The sequence below is a fragment of the Chryseobacterium sp. WX genome, assembly GCF_029542485.1.
Classification (GTDB): Bacteria; Bacteroidota; Bacteroidia; order Flavobacteriales; family Weeksellaceae; genus Chryseobacterium; species Chryseobacterium cucumeris.
Genome location: NZ_CP120710.1, coordinates 2,821,637 through 2,841,479, shown reverse-complemented (window position 1 = coordinate 2,841,479; position 19,843 = coordinate 2,821,637). Strand labels below are relative to the sequence as shown.

17 protein-coding genes are annotated in these 19,843 nt (G+C 34.0%); 3 read left to right on the top strand and 14 right to left on the bottom strand.

The genetic code is table 11. The annotated features are described in order from the left end of the window. Positions 1-46: 46 nt before the first annotated feature. Positions 47-1,555 (bottom strand): glutamate--tRNA ligase, encoded by a 1,509-nt coding sequence (gene gltX / locus PZ898_RS12800; RefSeq protein WP_062675914.1) that lies wholly within the window; start codon positions 1,553-1,555, stop codon positions 47-49. 440 nt (positions 1,556-1,995) lie between these two features. Between gltX and PZ898_RS12795 the strand changes: the two genes are divergently transcribed. The 3 genes from PZ898_RS12795 to PZ898_RS12785 all read left to right on the top strand — a co-directional run bounded on the left by PZ898_RS12795 (position 1,996) and on the right by PZ898_RS12785 (position 6,361). Next, the gene (locus PZ898_RS12795; RefSeq protein ID WP_277693488.1) at positions 1,996-3,426 is read left to right on the top strand and encodes an MAC/perforin domain-containing protein; all 1,431 of its coding nucleotides are present in this window, start codon (positions 1,996-1,998) and stop codon (positions 3,424-3,426) included. Between the two features lie 279 nt (positions 3,427-3,705). Further along, a complete protein-coding gene (locus PZ898_RS12790) occupies positions 3,706-5,094 on the top strand; it encodes an MAC/perforin domain-containing protein (RefSeq protein ID WP_277693487.1) in 1,389 nt (462 codons plus the stop codon). A 301-nt stretch (positions 5,095-5,395) separates the two neighbouring features. Further along, positions 5,396-6,361 (top strand): hypothetical protein, encoded by a 966-nt coding sequence (locus PZ898_RS12785; RefSeq protein ID WP_120232695.1) that lies wholly within the window; start codon positions 5,396-5,398, stop codon positions 6,359-6,361. A gap of 52 nt (positions 6,362-6,413) precedes the next feature. Here PZ898_RS12785 and PZ898_RS12780 read toward each other — a convergent pair whose 3' ends face one another. From PZ898_RS12780 to PZ898_RS12720, 13 genes are all read right to left on the bottom strand, one after another. Continuing rightward, positions 6,414-7,295, bottom strand: a complete 882-nt coding sequence (locus PZ898_RS12780) for a hypothetical protein (RefSeq protein ID WP_120232696.1) — start codon at positions 7,293-7,295, stop codon at positions 6,414-6,416. Further along, positions 7,288-8,190 (bottom strand): glycosyltransferase family 2 protein, encoded by a 903-nt coding sequence (locus PZ898_RS12775; RefSeq protein ID WP_277693486.1) that lies wholly within the window; start codon positions 8,188-8,190, stop codon positions 7,288-7,290. The genes PZ898_RS12780 and PZ898_RS12775 overlap by 8 nt, the downstream gene beginning before the upstream one ends. Continuing rightward, positions 8,169-9,308 carry a glycosyltransferase family 4 protein gene (locus tag PZ898_RS12770; protein ID WP_277693485.1) on the bottom strand — a complete coding sequence of 380 codons (1,140 nt, stop codon included), beginning with the start codon at positions 9,306-9,308 and terminating at the stop codon, positions 8,169-8,171. The genes PZ898_RS12775 and PZ898_RS12770 overlap by 22 nt, the downstream gene beginning before the upstream one ends. Beyond that, positions 9,308-10,555, bottom strand: a complete 1,248-nt coding sequence (locus PZ898_RS12765) for a glycosyltransferase family 4 protein (RefSeq protein ID WP_277693484.1) — start codon at positions 10,553-10,555, stop codon at positions 9,308-9,310. Before PZ898_RS12765 ends, PZ898_RS12770 begins: the two co-directional genes overlap by 1 nt. Before the next feature lie 76 nt (positions 10,556-10,631). Further along, positions 10,632-11,867: a glycosyltransferase gene (locus PZ898_RS12760; RefSeq protein ID WP_277693483.1), complete on the bottom strand. Its 1,236-nt coding sequence runs from the start codon at positions 11,865-11,867 to the stop codon at positions 10,632-10,634. Between the two features lie 3 nt (positions 11,868-11,870). Next, the gene (locus PZ898_RS12755; RefSeq protein WP_277693482.1) at positions 11,871-13,058 is read right to left on the bottom strand and encodes a glycosyltransferase family 4 protein; all 1,188 of its coding nucleotides are present in this window, start codon (positions 13,056-13,058) and stop codon (positions 11,871-11,873) included. Between the two features lie 3 nt (positions 13,059-13,061). Then, positions 13,062-14,048: a hypothetical protein gene (locus PZ898_RS12750; protein WP_062675723.1), complete on the bottom strand. Its 987-nt coding sequence runs from the start codon at positions 14,046-14,048 to the stop codon at positions 13,062-13,064. A 4-nt stretch (positions 14,049-14,052) separates the two neighbouring features. Further along, positions 14,053-14,799: a glycosyltransferase family 2 protein gene (locus PZ898_RS12745; protein WP_062675724.1), complete on the bottom strand. Its 747-nt coding sequence runs from the start codon at positions 14,797-14,799 to the stop codon at positions 14,053-14,055. Positions 14,800-14,852: 53 nt separating this feature from the next. Next, positions 14,853-15,617: a polysaccharide deacetylase family protein gene (locus PZ898_RS12740; protein WP_277693481.1), complete on the bottom strand. Its 765-nt coding sequence runs from the start codon at positions 15,615-15,617 to the stop codon at positions 14,853-14,855. Position 15,618: 1 nt separating this feature from the next. Then, a complete protein-coding gene (locus PZ898_RS12735) occupies positions 15,619-16,419 on the bottom strand; it encodes a glycosyltransferase family 2 protein (RefSeq protein ID WP_062675726.1) in 801 nt (266 codons plus the stop codon). After that, positions 16,420-17,667: an ornithine--oxo-acid transaminase gene (rocD, locus tag PZ898_RS12730; RefSeq protein WP_277693480.1), complete on the bottom strand. Its 1,248-nt coding sequence runs from the start codon at positions 17,665-17,667 to the stop codon at positions 16,420-16,422. A gap of 271 nt (positions 17,668-17,938) precedes the next feature. Continuing rightward, positions 17,939-19,072 carry an FAD-dependent oxidoreductase gene (locus PZ898_RS12725; protein WP_277693479.1) on the bottom strand — a complete coding sequence of 378 codons (1,134 nt, stop codon included), beginning with the start codon at positions 19,070-19,072 and terminating at the stop codon, positions 17,939-17,941. A 78-nt stretch (positions 19,073-19,150) separates the two neighbouring features. Beyond that, positions 19,151-19,723, bottom strand: coding sequence for a Crp/Fnr family transcriptional regulator (locus tag PZ898_RS12720; RefSeq protein WP_228432415.1), 573 nt, complete (start codon positions 19,721-19,723; stop codon positions 19,151-19,153). Between the last annotated feature and the right edge of the window lie 120 nt (positions 19,724-19,843).

The following is a 19,843-nucleotide window of genomic DNA, read 5'->3' as shown; positions in this document are numbered from 1 at the left end:
TTGAAGTAAATTAAATCTTTCAAATGTATGAAAAATTATGGTTATTCTATTTAAAATTATTTATAGCATTGCTTATTCTGGAGATACTTTCCTCTTTACCAAGGATTTCCAGAATATCCGGAACGTCCGGTCCTTTCAGTTCTCCTACTAAAGATAATCGTAATGGCATCATTACTTTACCCATTCCTAATCCTTTGTTTTCAGCAAAATCATGCATGGTTTGTTTTAATGTTTCAGCAACAAAGTCTGTAGCTTCAAATGAAGCAGCCAATTCTCCTAAAATTGCTGATGTTTCTTCATTCCAAGCCTTTTTTGAGGCCTTTTCATCATATGAAGTAGGAGCTTCAAAGAAGAATTTTCCGCTCTCATAGATGTCTTTCGGGAAAGTGGCTCTTTCTTTCATCAGATGAATTACTTTCAATAGTTTTTCATCAGAAGCACCGGAAAGATCAAGATCTGTGTTTTTCAGAATCTGAAGAAGCTCTTCATCAGATTTCATCTGAATATATTGGTGGTTGAACCATTCAGATTTTTCTTTGCTGAATCTTGCTCCCGCTTTATGTACTTTATGAAGATCGAATTCCCTGATCATTTCATCCAAAGGAAGTATTTCTTTATCATCTGCAGGAGACCAGCCTAATAAAGCAACCATATTAATGAAAGCGTCAGGAAGATATCCGTTTTCTCTGTATCCTTTAGAAATTACCCCTGTAGCAGGATCTTTAAAGTCAAGAGGGAATACCGGGAATCCGAATTTATCTCCGTCTCTTTTGCTTAATTTTCCTTTTCCTTCTGGTTTCAAAATTAAAGAAAGGTGGGCAAACTGTGGTGCTTCCCACTGCATTGCTTCGTATAATAAGGTGTGAAGTCCCAAAGATGGAAGCCATTCTTCACCTCGGATGACGTGGGAGATTTCCATTTCATGGTCATCAATAATGTTGGCAAAATGATACGTTGGCATTCCGTCATTCTTTACCAGAACTTTATCATCTAAAGTATTGGTGTTGACTGAAAATTTTCCACGAATAATATCTTCAAGATTTAATACTCTGTCAACAGGCATTTTAAACCGTACTACATAAGGCGTCTTTTCGTCTAATAACCTTTGAACCTCTTCTTCAGAAAGGGCAAGGCTGTTTCTTAAACGGTTTCTTGTTTTATTATCATAAGAGAAAACATCACCTTTCGCTTCATATTCTGCACGCATTGCATCCAGTTCTTCTGCAGTATCAAAAGCAATGTAAGCATAGTCTGTCTTCAGGATCTGTTCAGTATATCTGTCGTAGATGTCTCTTCTTTCAGACTGTCTGTAAGGAGCGAATTTTCCTCCTTTCTTAGGACTCTCATCAGGAATGATTCCGCACCATTCTAAAGCTTCTTCAATATATTCTTCAGCTCCCTCTACATATCTGGCGGTATCTGTATCTTCAATTCTTAATACAAATTCTCCTCCTTGATTTTTAGCAAAAAGATAATCATATAATGCGGTTCTTACGCCTCCCAAATGTAATGGTCCTGTAGGACTTGGAGCAAAACGTACTCTTACTTTCTCCATTTCAATTTTAATTTTTGCAAATTTACTTAAAATTATGCGTTTAAGAGATGATTTATGACCGCGTATTGTTTTTTTTGATCCTGACTTTTTTATTTATTTCTATAGATTTTCGATAATTACGGTTTTTAAAACTCCCAATCTTATATTTCTGATCAAATTTTTTACTCATTGATTCTAACCTATAAAATAAGGTTGTGAAAAATGAATTCATAAATAGTAAGTATTGTGTTTAATACGTGTTTTCTTTTGTGAGTATTTGTACGTTTGTTTCTATAATTTATTTTGTTTATTTAAATCACAATTAAGTGATGGTTTTAATATTTATTCATGGTATTTTAAGCGTGTGATAAAATCACTAATAAATGATATATGTCAGTTGTTGTTTTTATATTTCACCTGGTATTGAAGTTTATATTTGTAGGAAATTTTAAAATAATACTATGAAAAAACAAGTTTTATTTAGCTTCAGTGCAGCACTGTTGCTTTTCATGGGGTCATGTTCTTCAGATGATCTTAATAACGAATCTACTCCTGATAGTCCGGCAAAAACGAATCGTTTATCAGCAGCGAAATTTGCAGGTGATGGTGCTTATGATGTTTTAGGACATGGTTTTAATGCTACCGGGGAATATGCCAATGCTAATTCTGCAGGGTTTAAAGTAATTGATATTGATCGTTTTAAATCTGAACAGGCTGCAAGATTACTTTCTGAAAATACAAATACACAGCAGTATCTTGAAGAATATGGAGAAAATGCAGAAACCTATTCTAAAATGGTTTCTACAAAAGTAGACGCTACTGCAGGAATTCCCTTGTTTAAAAAAACAGTATCAGTAGGATTTAATTCTGCAGTTACGACCAACCATAAATTTGATGCCAAATATATTTATGGCAGTTACAACCTTATTATTAAGCAAAAAAGGCTAAGATTCAATGCTACCACAGATATGTTGGCGGATTATGTAACTCCGGAATTTACCCAGGATTTGCAAACGAAAACTCCTCAGCAGATTGTAGAGGATTATGGAACCCACGTTATGATTGATATTTATACTGGAGCTAAAATGGATATCATGTTTCAGTCTGAAACAACTAACGAAAGCCGTGACCGTGCTGCCAGAATTGGAGTAAAAGTGGGGGTAAAATCTATCTTTGATGTAGATGTAACCAATGATGTGAATACTTCGGAATCATCTATGAATTACTCTAAGAAATTATCCTACAGAACAAGAGGAGGGGATCCTTCAAAAGGTTTGGTTGGAGAACTGAATCTTGAACAGGCTGCTCCAAAAATTAACATTACAAACTGGCAAAGCAGTTCTACTGCTAGCAATTCTGTATTGGTGGAATTTGGAAATAACGGCCTTGTTCCTATCTATAATCTTGTAAAAGATGCAGCCAAAAAAGCTCAGCTTAAGACGTATGTAGATCAGTATTTAATTGATAACCAAATTTCATTGGAGTATAATACTACAATGTTATATGGCTACCAAAATCAGGCAGACAGTAATCATTATTTCACTTTCAATACAAACCTTCAGCCATCTTCTTACTGGACTAATGAAGGACCGACATTTAAAGTGTTTCAGTATAAAGCACCTGATACAGTTCCTATTTATTGCTATAAAAGTACTTCGGGAGCTGATCACTACTTTACCCAGGCAAGTACGTTACAGCCATCTTCTTATTGGAATGTTTATATGGGAGTAGCATTCTATGCTTATAAAGATCCGGGAGCTGGAAGAATTCCTGTATATAGCTATAAAGCTAAAAACGGATCGGATCATTATCTTTCAGTGTCACCTAATTTAGGTCCTGTGAACTATTGGAGCATCAGAGAAGGTATTGCTTTCTATATTCCAGCTAATTAATTTTTGGATTTATATAAATCAATTTGGTTATACATTATGAGTGGAGTCGGTAATTCTAACTCCACTTTTTATTTATCATCAAATAGTGCTTGAGTTTGATGTGAAAATAATAATAGTAATTATTTATTTTTGTTATTTCTCTATTGTGTGATGTTGTAACTGTTTATTAATAGAGTTTTAAATGATTATTAAATTCACTTATTGATGATATATATCATTATTAATTTATTTCCTCACTTGGTGATGAGTTTTATATTTGCAGAAACTTTTTAATAATCTATGAAAAAACAAATTTTATTTTGCTTCAGTAGTTTACTGATGCTTTTTATGAGTTCGTGTTCTTCTGAAGATCTAAATTCAGAGGTAACGCCTGAAAGTCCAGCGGCAAAGGCTAATAACAGAATGTCTGCAGCTAAATTTGCAGGCGACGGAATTTATGATGTCTTAGGACATGGTTATAATGTTGCCGGAGAATATGCCAATGCAACGGCAGCAGGTTTTAAAGTGATCGATATTGACCGTTTTAAATTAGAACAGACCAACAGATTAATCAGTGAAAACACATTTTCTCAGGAGTATGCTGAAGATTATGGGGAAAATGCTGAAGCTTATTCTAAAATGGTTTCAACCAAAGTAGATGCAACAGTTAATTTTCCATTGTTTAAAAAAATACTCTCTGTAGGTTTTGGCTCAGCAGTAACAAGTAACAATAAGTTTGATGCAAAATATATTTACGGAAGTTATAACCTTACGATCAAGCAGAAAAGAGTAAGATTCAACGCTACTACAGATATGTTGGGTGATTATGTAACTCCTGAATTTGCTCAGGATTTGCAGACAAAAACTCCACAGCAGATAGTTCAAGATTATGGGACTCATGTAATGACTGATATTTATACAGGAGCAAAACTTGATATTTTATTCCAGTCCGAAACAACGAGCCAGACTCGTGATAAGGCAGCCAGAATCGGTGTAAAGGCAGGGATGTTAAATATTTTTAATGTGAATGTGGATAATGATGTGAATACTTCTGAATACCACATGAATTATTCTAAGAAGTTGACTTATAAAACCAGAGGGGGTGATCCTTCAAAAGGTTTAGTAGGAGATCTGAATCTTGATCAGACGAATCCTAAAGTTAATATCTCCAATTGGCAGAACAGCTCAAATGTAAGTAATTCTGTTTTGGTAGACTTTGGTAGCAATGGGTTGATCATTATTTATGACTTTGTAAAAGATCCTGTTAAAAAATCTCAGCTAAAGGCTTATGTAGACCAATATCTGATTGATAATAAAGTATATCTTGAATTTAAAACAATTCCAATTTACAGATATTACAACGGAGTTGATCATTATTATACAAAAATTGCAGGAAACTACAGCGGATATTCTTTTGAAGGAACAGAGTTTAATGCATTCTTGTATAAAGCTCCAAACACAGTTCCTATTTACAGATATTGGAATGGTAAAGATCATTACTATACAAAAACTCCTGGATATTATTCGGGATATGTATCTGAAGGAATCGAGTTCAATGCTTTTGCTACTCAGGAGCCAAATACAGTTCCTATTTACCAGTATTGGAATGGTAAAGACCATTATTATTCAAGATCCAGCGTAACGCCTCCTGGTTATATTAAGGAAGGAATTGAGTTTTATGCTTATTAACTAAATAATATTAATATTTTACAATAAAGAAACCGTTTCAATTTTGAGACGGTTTCTTTCATATGATAAAGAAATAGAAATCAATTGTGAAAAATTTCATTAGTGATATGAATTTAAGACTGATATTTTTTACTCGCTTATAGGTAAAAATGTATTTTTGTAGCTTATTAGTTTAGTTTATCAATGAAAAAGCACTTTGTTTTTATCAGAAACTATCTCAGAAACTACAGAAATAAGTTCATAATACTTTTAGCACTGTCATTGAGAAGGGTTGAAACTAAATAATTTAACTTACTAACAAATGAAAATTATTTTCCACGAAAATCAATTGTGCTATAGAGGGACGTCCAATGCTCTTTTTGATTATGCTTATTATAATGAGGAAATGCTTGGTAACGAGTCGATGATCCTTTATCCTAAAAATAGTCCGAATAATGCTGAAGAAGCTATTGAACGTTTTAAAAAAAGGTTTAACGTTGTTGGATATAGCGACATCAAGGAAAGGGATGAAATTATTAAAAAGGCAAATGCAGATCTTTTCTATGCAATAAAATCCGGAGAAAGAGAAACAGATACTCCTCATGAGCTTATTAAAACGGCTATTCATGCGGTTTTTAAATACAACGAACCCTATGGAGATGTTTATGCCTATGTTTCTGAATGGCTGGCCAAAACGATGAGCGGAGGAAAGCTTCCTTTTGTTCCCCACATTGTAGATCTTCCCGAGGTGAGTGGAGACCTTCGTGCTGAATTAAATATTCCGAAAGATGCAGTGGTATTTGCAAGATATGGAGGAACTGAAACTTTTGATATTGGTTTTGTAATGGAAGCCGTAAAGAAAACGGCTCTGAAAAATAAAAATATATACTTTGTTTTTATGGGAACTGATGAATTTGTAAAGAGAAATTTTTTCAGGTCTTACAAGAATATTATTTTTCTTCCACCGACTACTGATGTAGAAAGAAAAGTGAAATTTATTAATACTTCTGATGCATTTTTGCATGCCCGCACGCAAGGAGAGAGTTTCGGAATGGCTGTAGGTGAGTTTTCTATTAAAAATAAACCTATTATAACATGGTCCGGATCTGATGAGAAATCACATCTGGAGATTCTGGGAGATAAAGCTATTCTATACAAAGATAAGCAGGATATCATGCAAATCCTGAAGAGCTTTCAACCGGATGCAGGTAAAAACTGGGATTGTTACTCAGAACTTTTCAATCCGCGGGCAGTTATGGAGAAATTTGAAAATGTTTTTATCAAATAAAATAATAAAGGCTAATGTAACAACATTAGCCTTTTATTTTGGTCTGAAAAAATTAAAAAAGACTTCTAATTCTCATCTTTATTTTTTTCGTGAAAGATAAATTCAGATTGAGTTTTTGCTGAGGATATTTCTTTGAAAAGGAAAGAATAAATTCATCAATGTTTTTTGCAGGGAAAAAGGAAAGCTCTTTCCAAATGCCTTTATATAAAGGATGAAAGTCTATGAATGTCTTATAATTGTCAGCATTCACCGTTTTCCAGGAGTTTAAAAACGTTGAAGTGTCAAAATCATTTTTATGCCCCCAGTTATTGATCTTTTCTGAAATTTCACTTTCTTCCCGCGCCCATGACTGATGTATTAAATAAAAATCCAGTGGCAGGATTCTGCCTTTATTTGTATTTCTTGCATATTCATATTGAGGATTGTTTGTAATAAGCATACACTTTTCATCAAAAGGCGTAATAACAAAGAATCCCTCCGCATTATGTTTGAATAATGTCACAAAATTTACCTGAAAATTAAAAGGATTTTTAGCAGGGTTCTTTAGTAAAAATTTATTCCCTTTCAAAAACTTTGCTAATACTCCGAAGTCATAAGCATATTCATCTCCATCCATCTGGATATGCCATCCGCCAGAGCCCATTTTTTCTGCCATCATGTTCCTTTGTCTGGTCTCCAGCTCCATTGGCTGCATCCCTTCAATGAAAAAAGTGTCTTTGTAAAAGATGATTTTATTCTGAGTATCCAATTTTTTGATATCACTGAAAACACTTTCAGGAATATGAATATCATTACCTGCCCATGTCTTATTATTGGCATCATAGCTTATCACAATACAGTCCGCATGCTCATAAATATGCTTAAGAGATGTAAAGATGTAACAGTAGTCATATGATAGAAGATATCCTACTTTAATAATATTTTTTTTACTCATTTTTTATTTTATCTAAATTGGAATAAAGACCGTCTAATATACCTTTTATGTACGCTTTCGCCATGGAAAATTTTCTTTTTTTAAGGGCTTTCCTTGCAAACTTCCATCGTTCTTTGGTTACATATTTTAAATTCCCGTCATACAGCCTGCACATCCAGATCCGGTTTCTGGTGATGTAATACTCATAAAAACTGCCTTTGTCGCTGGCAAGATTGAAAGCTTCACATTGTGTATTGACGGCAATTTTCCATTGGGTGTTTTTAAGAAGCCGCAGACACCATTCAGACTCTTCATAATACATGAAAAAGCTGGTGTTCATTAAGCCTACATCGTCCAATATTTCTTTTCGGAACATCAAGGCGCTTCCATCTACATATTTTATATTGTAGTTGTAATGAGGAGCATTTACATGGTTTTTATCCTGTTCAGAATGGGTGTGTCCTCCCTGAAAACCTTCTTCCGGGAATAACAGCCCACCGTCTGAGAATATTCTGTCACGAATGTTTCTGTAGCAGATTCTTGGGCCAATGATTCCTATATCTGGAAATTCTTTTAAATCGTTATATAACTGACCAATTGTGCTGCGGGATATTTCAATGTCCGGATTTAATAGTAAAAAATAATTCCTGCCGTCTTCAATCGCTTTTTTAATGGCTAAATTATTACCGAAAGCATAACCCCCGTTATAATCACTTAAAATATAATTGATTTGCTTTTGTGAGCCCAGTTGCTCTATTTCCTTTCTGTCTTTTGAATGATTATCTACTACATAAATAGATTGTTGCGAAATGCCTTCGTTTAATAATGAATTAACTTCTCGCTGGGTATCTTCAAAAGAATTGTAATTCAGTATGATAATGGCCAGGTCATCCATTAGTGTAAAATCTTTTTCCATTTTTCAATTGCTTTTTCTTCAGAAAAATTATTTTTAAAATATTCCTCAGCCTGTATTTTCATATCCTGATAATAAGATTGATCCAGTAGTAAAGACATGATCTGATCTTTAAAAATTTCAGGATGATCATTTACCAGACATCCATTTGAAGTTTTTGAAGGGAACCCATCAATCGCTCTTTCTGTTCCCACAATAGGAAGTCCGTAAGATAATGCTTCAATGACTTTTATTTTGATCCCTGTGCCCTCCAGCATTGGGCAAATTGCAATTTTTGACTGGTGGTAATACTCTTCCAGGCTTTCTGCAAATTCTATTAAGGTAACACCTTTTCTTTCTTGAATATGCTTGCAAATTCTCCCGATAATTACAATGTTGATATTTGGAGAAAGCAATGGATATACATGGTCAAAAAACCACTGTATGGATTGTATATTGAAAATGTTTTCAGACCCTACGAAAATCAGATCATACTTTTTATCACCATCACTTTTTTCGAAATGAGATGGGAAAGAAGGCGGTATATTGATTACTTTTTCACCTAAAAATCTTTTAAAAACAAGGTTTTCATCTTCTGATATGGTGATTACTTTATCAAACTTTGAAAGATTATTAATTTCCTCATTGAAACGTTTTCCTATATCTAATGATTTGTTTTTGTAGAACTCATTCAGAGTAATCCAATCATGAGTATCTATGATTTTTAAAGTATTTTTCATAGATTCATGATCAACTAATCCAGCCCAGAATTCATAATTGATAATGATGGCATCATATTTTTCCTTATTGAAGATGTCAGAAAATTCTTGCTTGGCAAAATCTGTCAATAAGTGGTTATATTCATTAGGCTTTTTATAAAATTTTGATATTTTGTGCTTCCAATATGCGGAAGATGTTTTTACTTTTAATGGTCTGTGTTTAATTAAGAACAGATGATCAACAATATTTTGATCAATATCTGTAGTGTCGTTTTGGCTCTTATAAATCTCAGCGGCTCCTACCAGGTCAATATGATATCCCATTTTTTTTAAAACAGTAAGGGTCGTTTTTGCTCTCGTAGTATTTCCTGCCCTGTTTGAAAATGGATTTTCAGGAAAAAAAAATAGAATTTTTTTTGTCATTATAAAGATGTAATGGCGGAATTAAATTTGTTGATGATGGTATCCCATGAATAGTTTTTTAAAACATAATCTCTCGCTTTGATGCCTTCAGAAACAAGATCATCCTGTGACTGTTGCATATAAAACGTTAATGACTGGGAAAATTCTGTACTGTTTGTAAAGCTTTTTCCGGTTTTACTCTTTTCAATATGAGAATACAAAACCTCACAGTTTTTATTTACAATGATAGGGATTTTCAATAACATGGCCTCTAATGTAATCAATGAAAGGCTTTCATAGAATGAAGGCATTATAAGTGCGCTGGCATTTTCCAGTAAAGCATTTTTGAGGTCGTGGTCTACAAATCCCGTAAGGATAATATCATCTCCCTGAGTTATTTTTTCCTCAAGAGAATTTTTGCCTACCAAAACGAGCTTTACATCTCGATATTCAGGATGTTTTTCTTTGAAATCTTTAAAATATTCAATCATCATGACACAGCCTTTGTCTTCAACAATCCTTCCTATATAAATAAAGTATTTGGTCTGATAAAGATCCTTAGGGAGTTCACCCGATGCAGCATCATAATCATCAAAACCAATTCCTGCAATTTCTGATTTTAACTTTTTTGCCTGAGGATAAACGCTTTCTACAAAATCTTTTTCAATCTGTGTATTGTACATGATGAACTTTGGAAGAGAAAACAATTGAGAATAGCCATCAAGATAAAACTGAGACTCGTCGTGGGCAGTTGGAATAAGAATGCTTTTGTCAGCAACTTCTCTGATTCCTATATTGGTTGGGTGATATAAATAGGTAAAGAAAATAAAAGCCTTGTAATCTTCTTTTTTCTCTTTTATAAATTGAATTAAATCCGGGGAGAATGGTCCTTGTACTTCTAACCATTCATTGAAATTAAAGTTTTTTTTGTTGTATTTAAATCTCTTATAAAGCAAATAAGGGAAGTTTAAAAAGCTTAGCTTTCTACTATAATATTTATATAAGTTACGGGCTGTTTTACTGAGCTCATTAAATCTTTTTAAATCCTTTTTTAACGTTTTAAATCTTCTTACTTTAATATCATTGATAATTTCAACACCTTCCGGGTAATGATTATCCCAACATTCGAATTCTATAGCACAGGTTGTAATAATTTCAATATCATAGAGAGCAGACAATTTTTCAGCTAATAATCTTGCGTGAAGTTCTGCACCTCCGTTGATCTCCAGCCCATATCTTTGGACTACTATTGCAATTTTGTCTTTCATCTGAAATATGATAAGCTCATTCGTAAATATAACAATTCGTCTATAAGCTGGCGAACCAGAACATTAACCAATACAATTATTTTCTGCCTTTTTTGAAGAAAGCATTGACTTTCTTTCTGATTTTATTATAAAGAGTTCGCTCGAGATAATGAACTCTGGAATTTAATCTTTCGATTTCGCTTAAATAGAAAACATTATTGACATCACTGCCTCCGGTGCTTTCTTTTTTACCAAAACCATCAATGAAATTCAATCTGATTTTAAATAGCTCTCCGATAGATTGAATAGAAAAATTTTCAGCAATTTGTGATTTTGCCTTTTCTCTCATTGAAGCCAGACTTTCAAAATTGTTTTTGATATACTGGAGTTTTTCAACAGCATCTTTCAAGCTAGGCTTGGCAAGCGTTAAGCCTTCGTCAATCAGTCCTTTTGTATTGGATGTTTTGATGAAATCATACTGGATAAGGAAGCTGTTATTTACATTCATAAAATCCAGATTTCCGGAATAGCCCGTTCCGACAACAATTTTTCCATAGGCCATGGCTTCTGCCATCGTCAGACCGAAACCTTCTGAACCGTGGAGAGAAATCAGAACATCAGACTGCTGGATCAAAGAATGTAGTTTCTCCTTTGAAAAATGCTCGTTAATGATGATGACGTTCGGAATATTTTGGTAAGCTTCCAGCGCTTTCTGAGCATCCTTGCTTCTTTCAAGATTATGAGTTTTCACAATAAGAACACTATTTTTATCTTCTTTGAAAACTGTTGTGAAAGCTTCCAGCGTAGCTTCCGGATTTTTTCTGATAGTGGTACTCAGAGAATCGAAAATCGTCAGATAGATCTTTGATTCCGGAGAAATATGATATTGGCTTAGCTGAAAATCCTTAGACTCTGCCATTTTTTGGATCGGATGAGAAAATCTGATCACAGGAATTCCTGTATACTTTGTAAAGATATTCACACAGAAATCACTGGGTACCCACAGTTCATCAAAGACATTTAATATCTCAACAACTTTCTCGGAAACTTCGGGAAATTCCCAGGCCCAATAAATAATATTATAATGATCCTTAAGATTCAGATCCTGATTCTTAGAAAAGAAATTGTTGATAAAATTGATATTAATATGGAAAACATTAATAGAAGATGATGACTCGGAGCCCGAATCAATTCTTTCAAAAGTTTCACTGGAATAATTAATCCGGTTGACTTTGATGCCGATTGTTTCCAAAGCGATAGCATTCAGCCGTGTAGCTTCCGAAATTCCGAAATTTCCATCAAAAAAACCGTGGTAATTTACACTTAATGACATGGATTATAATGTTTTAAGTTTTTCTTTTACTTCTTCAGGTGAAAATGCTCTCAGACTGTCCACAGAATTTCTGCTTAAAGTATTCCAAAGCTCTTCATCATTATTCAGCTGAATAATAGCCTCTGCGAAACTGTTCTCATCATTGGCAATCAGTACATTCTTTTTATCGGTAAGTTTCATTCCTTCAGCTCCTATATCCGTTGTCACCACAGGAAAAAAGTATTCAAAGGCCTGTCCGATTTTTCCTTTCACGCCGGCACCGAATCTTAAAGGTGCCACCATAATTTTCGAATTCATAAAGTGCTCTTCAATGCTTTCCACAAAACCTAAAAACTTAAACTTAGGAAATAGTTTAAGGTCAAGTTTTTCTGCAACATTCCCGATAATGCTTACTTCCAGTTCAGGATTGGTTTTCCAGACGATAGGCATTATTTTTTCATAGAGAAACTTTACTGCATCAATATTCGGCTCGTGAATAGAACCAATGAAGGTAATTCCCTTGCTTTCACTGAAGTTTTTTCGCTCAGAAATATCAATTTTAGGATAATGGATATTAGATATTGTAACGATCTTATTTTTGTCCGCATACTGGCTCATAATTTCTTTCTCCTTATCAGATATAGCAATGATATAATCCAGTTGTGGGGCAACGACAGTTTCCAGACGGAAAAAATGTTTATAATTCTTCTTTAAAGAAATACGGGTAGGTTCCAGTTCTATCGCTCTTTTAAACCTTAAAAAATGAATATCCACCATATCATAAATGAATTTGGCAGAAGGTAAAATGGCTTTCATTTTTTTATAAAAAAGATTCAGCGCCAGAGGGCCGTTGAACCAAACGTAATCTATCTTTTTAAAAGAAGACAGGAAATCATAAATATTCCTGTACTTATTGTTCTCTATGTAAACGATAACATTATGCTGCTGATAAAACTTCACATAAGAATCGTCTTCAAACATATGGGGTGCAAATAAAATGCAGTTGTATTCTAATTCTTTGTAAATAAATATAAGTTCTTTCAATCTGTTAGCCCCGGATTCTTTATCGTGGGCAGGAAAATCTCTTGATGCAAACAGGATTGTTTTTTGGGAAGCGTCATATAGATTAATGTTGACTATATCCTTAGACTGAAGGTTTTTAAGTTTTTCTTTTCTTTCGAAGTGCTTTTTTATTTTTTTTAAGATTCCCATTTGTCAGTTTTTAGTATCGAGTTCAAAAACTTTATTTACCCAACTATCCAAAGTATATCTGTAGTAGATTTCTTCCGGAATTTTCTCGTAAGGTTTTTCAAAAAAAGATTTGTCAAGATTACTAATATTTTTGTTTAAAATCAAAATATTATTGGGATTGTAAAAATCGTAGGTTTTAATGGCTTCATTATCAGTTATGATTTTCTTTTCCAGAGACATGGCTTCAAAAACTCTGAAACTGAGTCCATATTGCCCTTCACGCATCAAATCCAGTAGTACTTTTGAATTCTTATAATATTTTGGAAGATCATTATGCGGAATCTTCTTAATGCTGAACACCAGGAAAAGATTCTTAGGCACTGTCATGAACATATTGGTGAGCTGATGCTTCCAGGATTTTTTTCCAATGATCATAATCTGGAACTTCAATCCTTGTTCAATGAGCTTTTTAGCCAATAGTTTTATCAATGAAACCCTTCTGTTGTCATAAGAGGTAATGTAAAAAAGATCCATTTCAGGCTTTTGAGACTCTTTTGCACAATGCGGAAGATAAATGTAATTGGTTAATTTTTCAAAGCCGTGTTTTTTAACATCAATATAATCAAAGGAAAATACTTTGTCAAAAAGATAGAGTTTGTCTTCCACAGGAACTCTTTCAAGATTATCGTAAAGATAGGTTACCAGACGGTCTGTAGATTTTCGGATTTTTTTAAGGGTAGACAGATCAAATGTATCAGGATTCATCACCAGAATCTGATCCTGATGCCCTAATTTTTCCAGAGAATCCAGAACATATTTCTGTCTTTTTTCAGTCTTAAGATTTTTGTTTAAAAAAGTTTTGCTTAAAGCATTTACAGCTCTTTCGTTGAAGTTGGAATGAGTAACGGTACTGATCTTTATATGATGGGCATCAATACCTCGCTGGCATAATGTTTCAACAATATACTTATCATAATCCCAAAAATCATAACTAATGATACAAATCTTCATTCAACTAATTTTGCTCTTTTTTTAATGATTCATAGGTTTCATAAACGCTTAAAGATTGCAGGTAAGATAACTGATAGCCTTCTTTTCCGTCTAAAATACCAAGTCTCATTATATAGGCTTTAAAAAATTTAAAAGCAGTTTTAAGATATTGAATCCAAACACTGTACTTTTTTCCTTTAGCAGCCAGTTCTTTCCCCTTTAAAACTCCGTAATGAATCATTTTTTTTTTGTAAGATTCATAATCTGAAACGGAGTAATGGAGTAATTTATTTTTTAAAACTCCAATGGTTCCATTAACCTCCAGAGTTTCATGTACCTTTTTTCCTGCCATATATCTGGCTTTCGATTTTCTGAATAGCCTGAAATTTTTATCAGACTGTGTTCCCGAAAAATGAATTGGTTTCTGGGCAAAAAAGAATTTCCTGTAAAAATAATAGGCATCTTTTTGCCCGGGTTTATTCAGCTTATCAATAATTTCCTGCTTCAGGGCTGGTGTAATTCTCTCATCACCATCCAAAAATAAAACCCAGTCATTGGTTGCAGTATCCAGAGCCAGATTTCTTTGCTTTGTAAAGTCTTCAAATTTATTCTGAATCACCTTTACATTAGGGAATTTCTTTGCAATTTCTACAGTGTTATCCGTGCTAAAAGAATCTACTACTATTATTTCATCGCAGAAATCAAAAGATTCCAGGACATCCTGTATATTTTTTTCTTCATTATATGTTATGATCAAACCACTTATATTCATCACAACGCTTTGTTTGACAGAGAAGTAAGTAAATACTTCCCTAAAATTGTTTTTTAAAATAGTTTTAGTCTGCCAAAGATAAGTTTTAATTTGAATTTTATAAGCGAATCTTTGCCTTTTATATCAATTCTACACAGTTCGTATGGGCGCTGGGTAGGGTAATAATTCACTTTATTTCCAATTCTTACTGCAAAATCAATTCCTAATTCTTTCAAAATAGAAAAAAATGCTAATTTATCATGTTTTTTTTGTGGATATTTTCCATAAGGATATGCCAAAACCTTTGAATATCTTATATTTTCGGCATCGAGAATCTCCATGTTTTTTTTTAGATCTTTTTCTATAAAGTCTAAAGACACGTTTCTTACATTTTCATGGGCATGGCTATGAAGGGCAATCTCAAAATATTTTTTATCCAGACTTCTGATTTCATCAAAGGTCATCATTGAATAATTATTATATCCCTTTTCAATAAATCCTGTTGGAATAAAAATTGTTGCCTTCAGATTATACTTTTTCAGTAAATAGGGGAGATACTCAAGGTTGTTTCTATATCCATCATCAAAGGTGATGACAATGTTTCTTTTTGCTGAAAGAGTAAGTTCCGAAAAAAAATATGAAGTATATTTTTTCGAATTCAGATATGAAAACTGCTGTTCAAGATTTTTTAAACTGACGGTAAGATCTTCATGACTTTCTTTTTCAACCTGGTGATACATAAGAATGACCAGTCTGTTGTAGGGAAAGGCAAATAAATAGAGACGGAAATATACAACGATAAATACCGCCAATAAAAGAGGAATAAGATACAGAATCATACTATTTTACTGTATTTTTTTCAATTTCCTGCAACCGTATTTTTTCGTACAGTCGTGTTTTTTCATGCAATTTTATGTATTTCAGGAAGGTGTAATAAGACATTGTTTTGGCAATGTAAAATCCTGGAAATCCATCCAGAAAACCAAGTTTGAAAATAAAAACCTTAATAAACTCAAACATTGGGCTTACAATAATTTTAAATCTATTGATTCTTTTTCCTCTCTCAAACATCTTTTCAGCCATCATATCCGAATATTTATTGATTTTCGAAACATGATGATGAATGCTTTTATAAGTATAATGATCCAGCTTTCCTTCCATAAGACCCACTTTCTGATCAGTAATCAAAAATTCATGGACTTTATCATCAGAATACTTTGCATATTTTTTTCTGAAAAGCCTTTCACGGCATACATTTCCCCAACCACCAAATCGGATCAGGTGAATCCCAAGATGATTGTTGAATTTTGCTTTATACACATTGAATCCGGTGCTTCCAGAAGAAGTAATGCGTTGTATAGATCTTTTCAGAGTTTCATCAGGAACTTCGTCGGCATCCAGAAACAAGACCCATTCATGGGAACATAGAGCAAGGGCATGGTTTTTTTGTTCACCATACCCATTAAATTTTTTCTCAAAGAATTTTACCTGAGGATATTTTTGAGTGCAAATCTCTTTGGTCTTATCTGTAGAAAAGCTGTCGACAATAATTATTTCATCCACAATATCTGTTAATGAATCTAAAAGTCTTACAATATTCTCTTCTTCATTATAAGTAATGATTGCAAGGGAAAGAGCCATTTATTTATACTCAAGAATTGTCTTCTCAATAATTTTCACACAATCCAGCAATTGCTCTTCAGTAATTACCAATGGCGGTGCAAGTCTGATGATATTGCCATGCGTAGGTTTTGCCAGCAATCCGTTTTCTTTTAATTGCAAGCAAAGGTTCCATGCAGTAGAACTATCAGGGGTATCATTGATAAGGATAGCATTTAAAAGACCTTTTCCTCTTACTTTGGTAATAAGGTCTGTCTTTTCAATAAGCTTCTCTATTTCAGCTCTGAAAAGCTTTCCTAACTCTTCTGCTCTTTCAGACAGTTTTTCATCAGCTACCACATCCAATGCTGCCACTGCTACTGCACAGGCAATAGGGTTTCCTCCGAATGTAGAACCGTGTTGTCCCGGTTTGATAACATTCATGATGTTATCATTTGCTAATACAGCAGATACAGGATACATTCCTCCGGAAAGTGCTTTTCCTAAAATCAGGATATCCGGCTGTACATTTTCGTGGTGGCATGCAATCAGTTTTCCTGTTCTTGCAATACCTGTCTGAACTTCATCAGCAATGAAAAGAACATTGTATTTTTTACATAATTCAGAAGCATTTTTAAGGAAGTTTTCATCCGGAACATATACTCCGGCTTCTCCCTGAATAGGTTCTACAAGGAATGCAGCAATATTTCCAGCTTCTCTGCTCAGAACTTCTTCTAAGGCTGCAATATCGTTATAAGGAATTTTGATAAATCCTGGCGTAAAAGGTCCGTAGTTTTGGTTGGCATCCGGATCGTTAGAGAACGAAACAATAGTTGTCGTTCTTCCGTGGAAATTGTTTTCGCAAACGATAATTTTCGCTGAGTTTTCAGCAATTCCTTTTACTTCATAACTCCACTTTCTGGCTAGTTTTACAGCAGTTTCCACAGCTTCAGCTCCGGAATTCATTGGTAAAACTTTATCAAATCCAAAAAGAGTTGTTATTTTCTGCTCGTATTCTCCTAATTTAGAGTTGTAGAAAGCTCTTGAAGTTAAAGCAAGCTTTTGGGCCTGTTCTACCAAAGCACCTACGATTTTAGGGTGAGAATGTCCTTGGTTCACGGCAGAATATGCTGAAAGAAAATCATAGTACCTTTTACCTTCCACGTCCCAAACGAAAACACCTTCTCCGCGGTCCAGAACTACTGGAAGTGGGTGATAGTTGTGTGCTCCATGTTTGTCTTCAAGGTCAATAAAATACTGCGAGTTTTTTGTTTGTTCTGCTGTTGACATATATTTTGGTTTTCAACAAATTTACGCAATATTAATGATACTCATAAACAAAAATAGAGTAGAGTATAAGGCTGTGATTAGAGTATATTTTGAGGTAAAATGAATCCTCTAATGGAAAATATTTTCTTAACGGATAACAGTTGCAGGTATTCTATCTTTAAGAATAAGAAATTTATACTGAGAATTAATTATTCCGATATTGATTTGCTGTTCCATCAGGACTATAATTTTTAAATGCTGTTCCCTAAGTAGCTTTTGATTAGGGTTTATCTTATAAATTGTTCTGGTACGAAATATCAAAAACTTTTTCCATTTGTTTTTCGTTAACAGAGCCAGGTGTTGCCTTTAGTAAAGTATTACGGAGCCAAACCGCCAGACTGTTCTCATAGTGTGAAATTTTACCGATGGCTGAGCTTGTGTTAACAATGTAATGCGCTTTTTTCATACGCAGTTTTTCGTATTGAGTGAAGACTTCATCCACGTTTTTCCCTTCACCAAAAAGTTTTCCGAGGATATATGCATCTTCAACGGCCTGGCAGGCACCTTGTCCCATATTAGGAGTCGTTGCATGGGCTGCATCGCCAATCAGGCAAACACGGTCTTTTTGCCATTGATAAATCGGTTCCAAATCGATAATGTCACTAACAAATATTTTTTCTTGCGGTGTTACGGAAATCATTCTTGGAATTTCGGGATTAAATTCAGCAAAAAGCTCAGCAAGATTATTGGGATTTTTGACCAGGTGCTCGTTAACCACGGCGTACCAGTAAACTTTGTGATCACTAATTTTCACGAAGCCGAAGCGTCTGCCTTTTCCCCAGGCTTCATAAGCATGGTGATTATATTTTTCTGTCCAATCAGATTCGATGACGCCACGCCAGCATTTTTGCTTGGAAGATCTGAGTTTTCCAATATTTAAAATTTGATGACGTACTACTGATTTAATTCCATCTGCTCCAATAACAGCATCTGCATTAGCGATAGTTCCGTCTTCAAAAGTGAGTTGATAACCGTTTTCCTGTTCGATTTTGGATAAACGTTTAGAAAGTTCAATGTTTTTAAAACCAATTTCTTTAGTTATAATATTCTGTAAATCAGCACGATGGATGGCAGTGTTGCTTACTCCATATTTACTTTCGAATGTATTCAGTTGTACGTCCGATATGGTTTTGAGCTGTGGATCAGTAATGTTAATAGTTGAAATTTTATGACCTGCCATTTCGATTTTGTGGCGAATGCTTAGTTTGTCAAAAATCTGCATGGCATTATTAGCCATAATGATTCCGGCGCCCACAGGTTTTATTTCGGGTGCACTTTCGTAAACGGTAACGTCCAGATTATTTTTTTGTAAGGCTAAAGCTGTTGTCAAACCACCAATTCCGCCACCGATAATTGCTATTTTCATTGTGATTGCATTTATATTATGAGGCAAAATTAAGGGCTGAAAAAACCAAAAACGTTCACTTAAGTTAATTTTCTGAAATTAGCAAATTCTTTTCCGGATTCTGCTCAACGATTGTGGCGTAATTCCTAAATATGACGAAATATATTTCTGTGGAATTTTGTTCAAGATTTCGGGTGACTTTTTCAAAAGATTGATATAGCGTTCTTCCGGTGTATAAAAAAACAGTTCGTCAAGCCTTTGTTTTGCATCCAGAAAAGCTAGATCCGATATGCGTTTTGCCAGCCCAAGCCAGAAAATATCTTTCTGAATTAAAATCTCAACATCTTTTTTATCAAAATATAAAACTTCAGTTTTTAGAAGAGCCTGTATAATTGCCATTGATTTTTTTCCGGTAATATAGCTTGCGTAATCACCAATTACATCATTATTCACCTGCAAAAGATAGCTGATATCCTCGCCTTTCTCGTTGATGTAATAAATCCGGACGGCGCCATTTAAAATGAGTCCTAAACGATCAAATACTCCATTTTTAGGTACTATCATTTTGTTTTTATCATAAGTTACGATATAGCAAATATCCAAAAATTCCTTCGCACGCTCCATAGAAATCTGAAGTGTCTCTGCTAATTTCTCCTGTATTGCTGATGTCATCGCTCCTATGTCGGTTTTAATTGATACTACAAAAATAACTTTTCCTGCTTTATTAGAACGAAATAGAGTATAAAACTGAAGAAGGCGCCTTTTCGGACGCCTTCTTTTTATATGAATGAT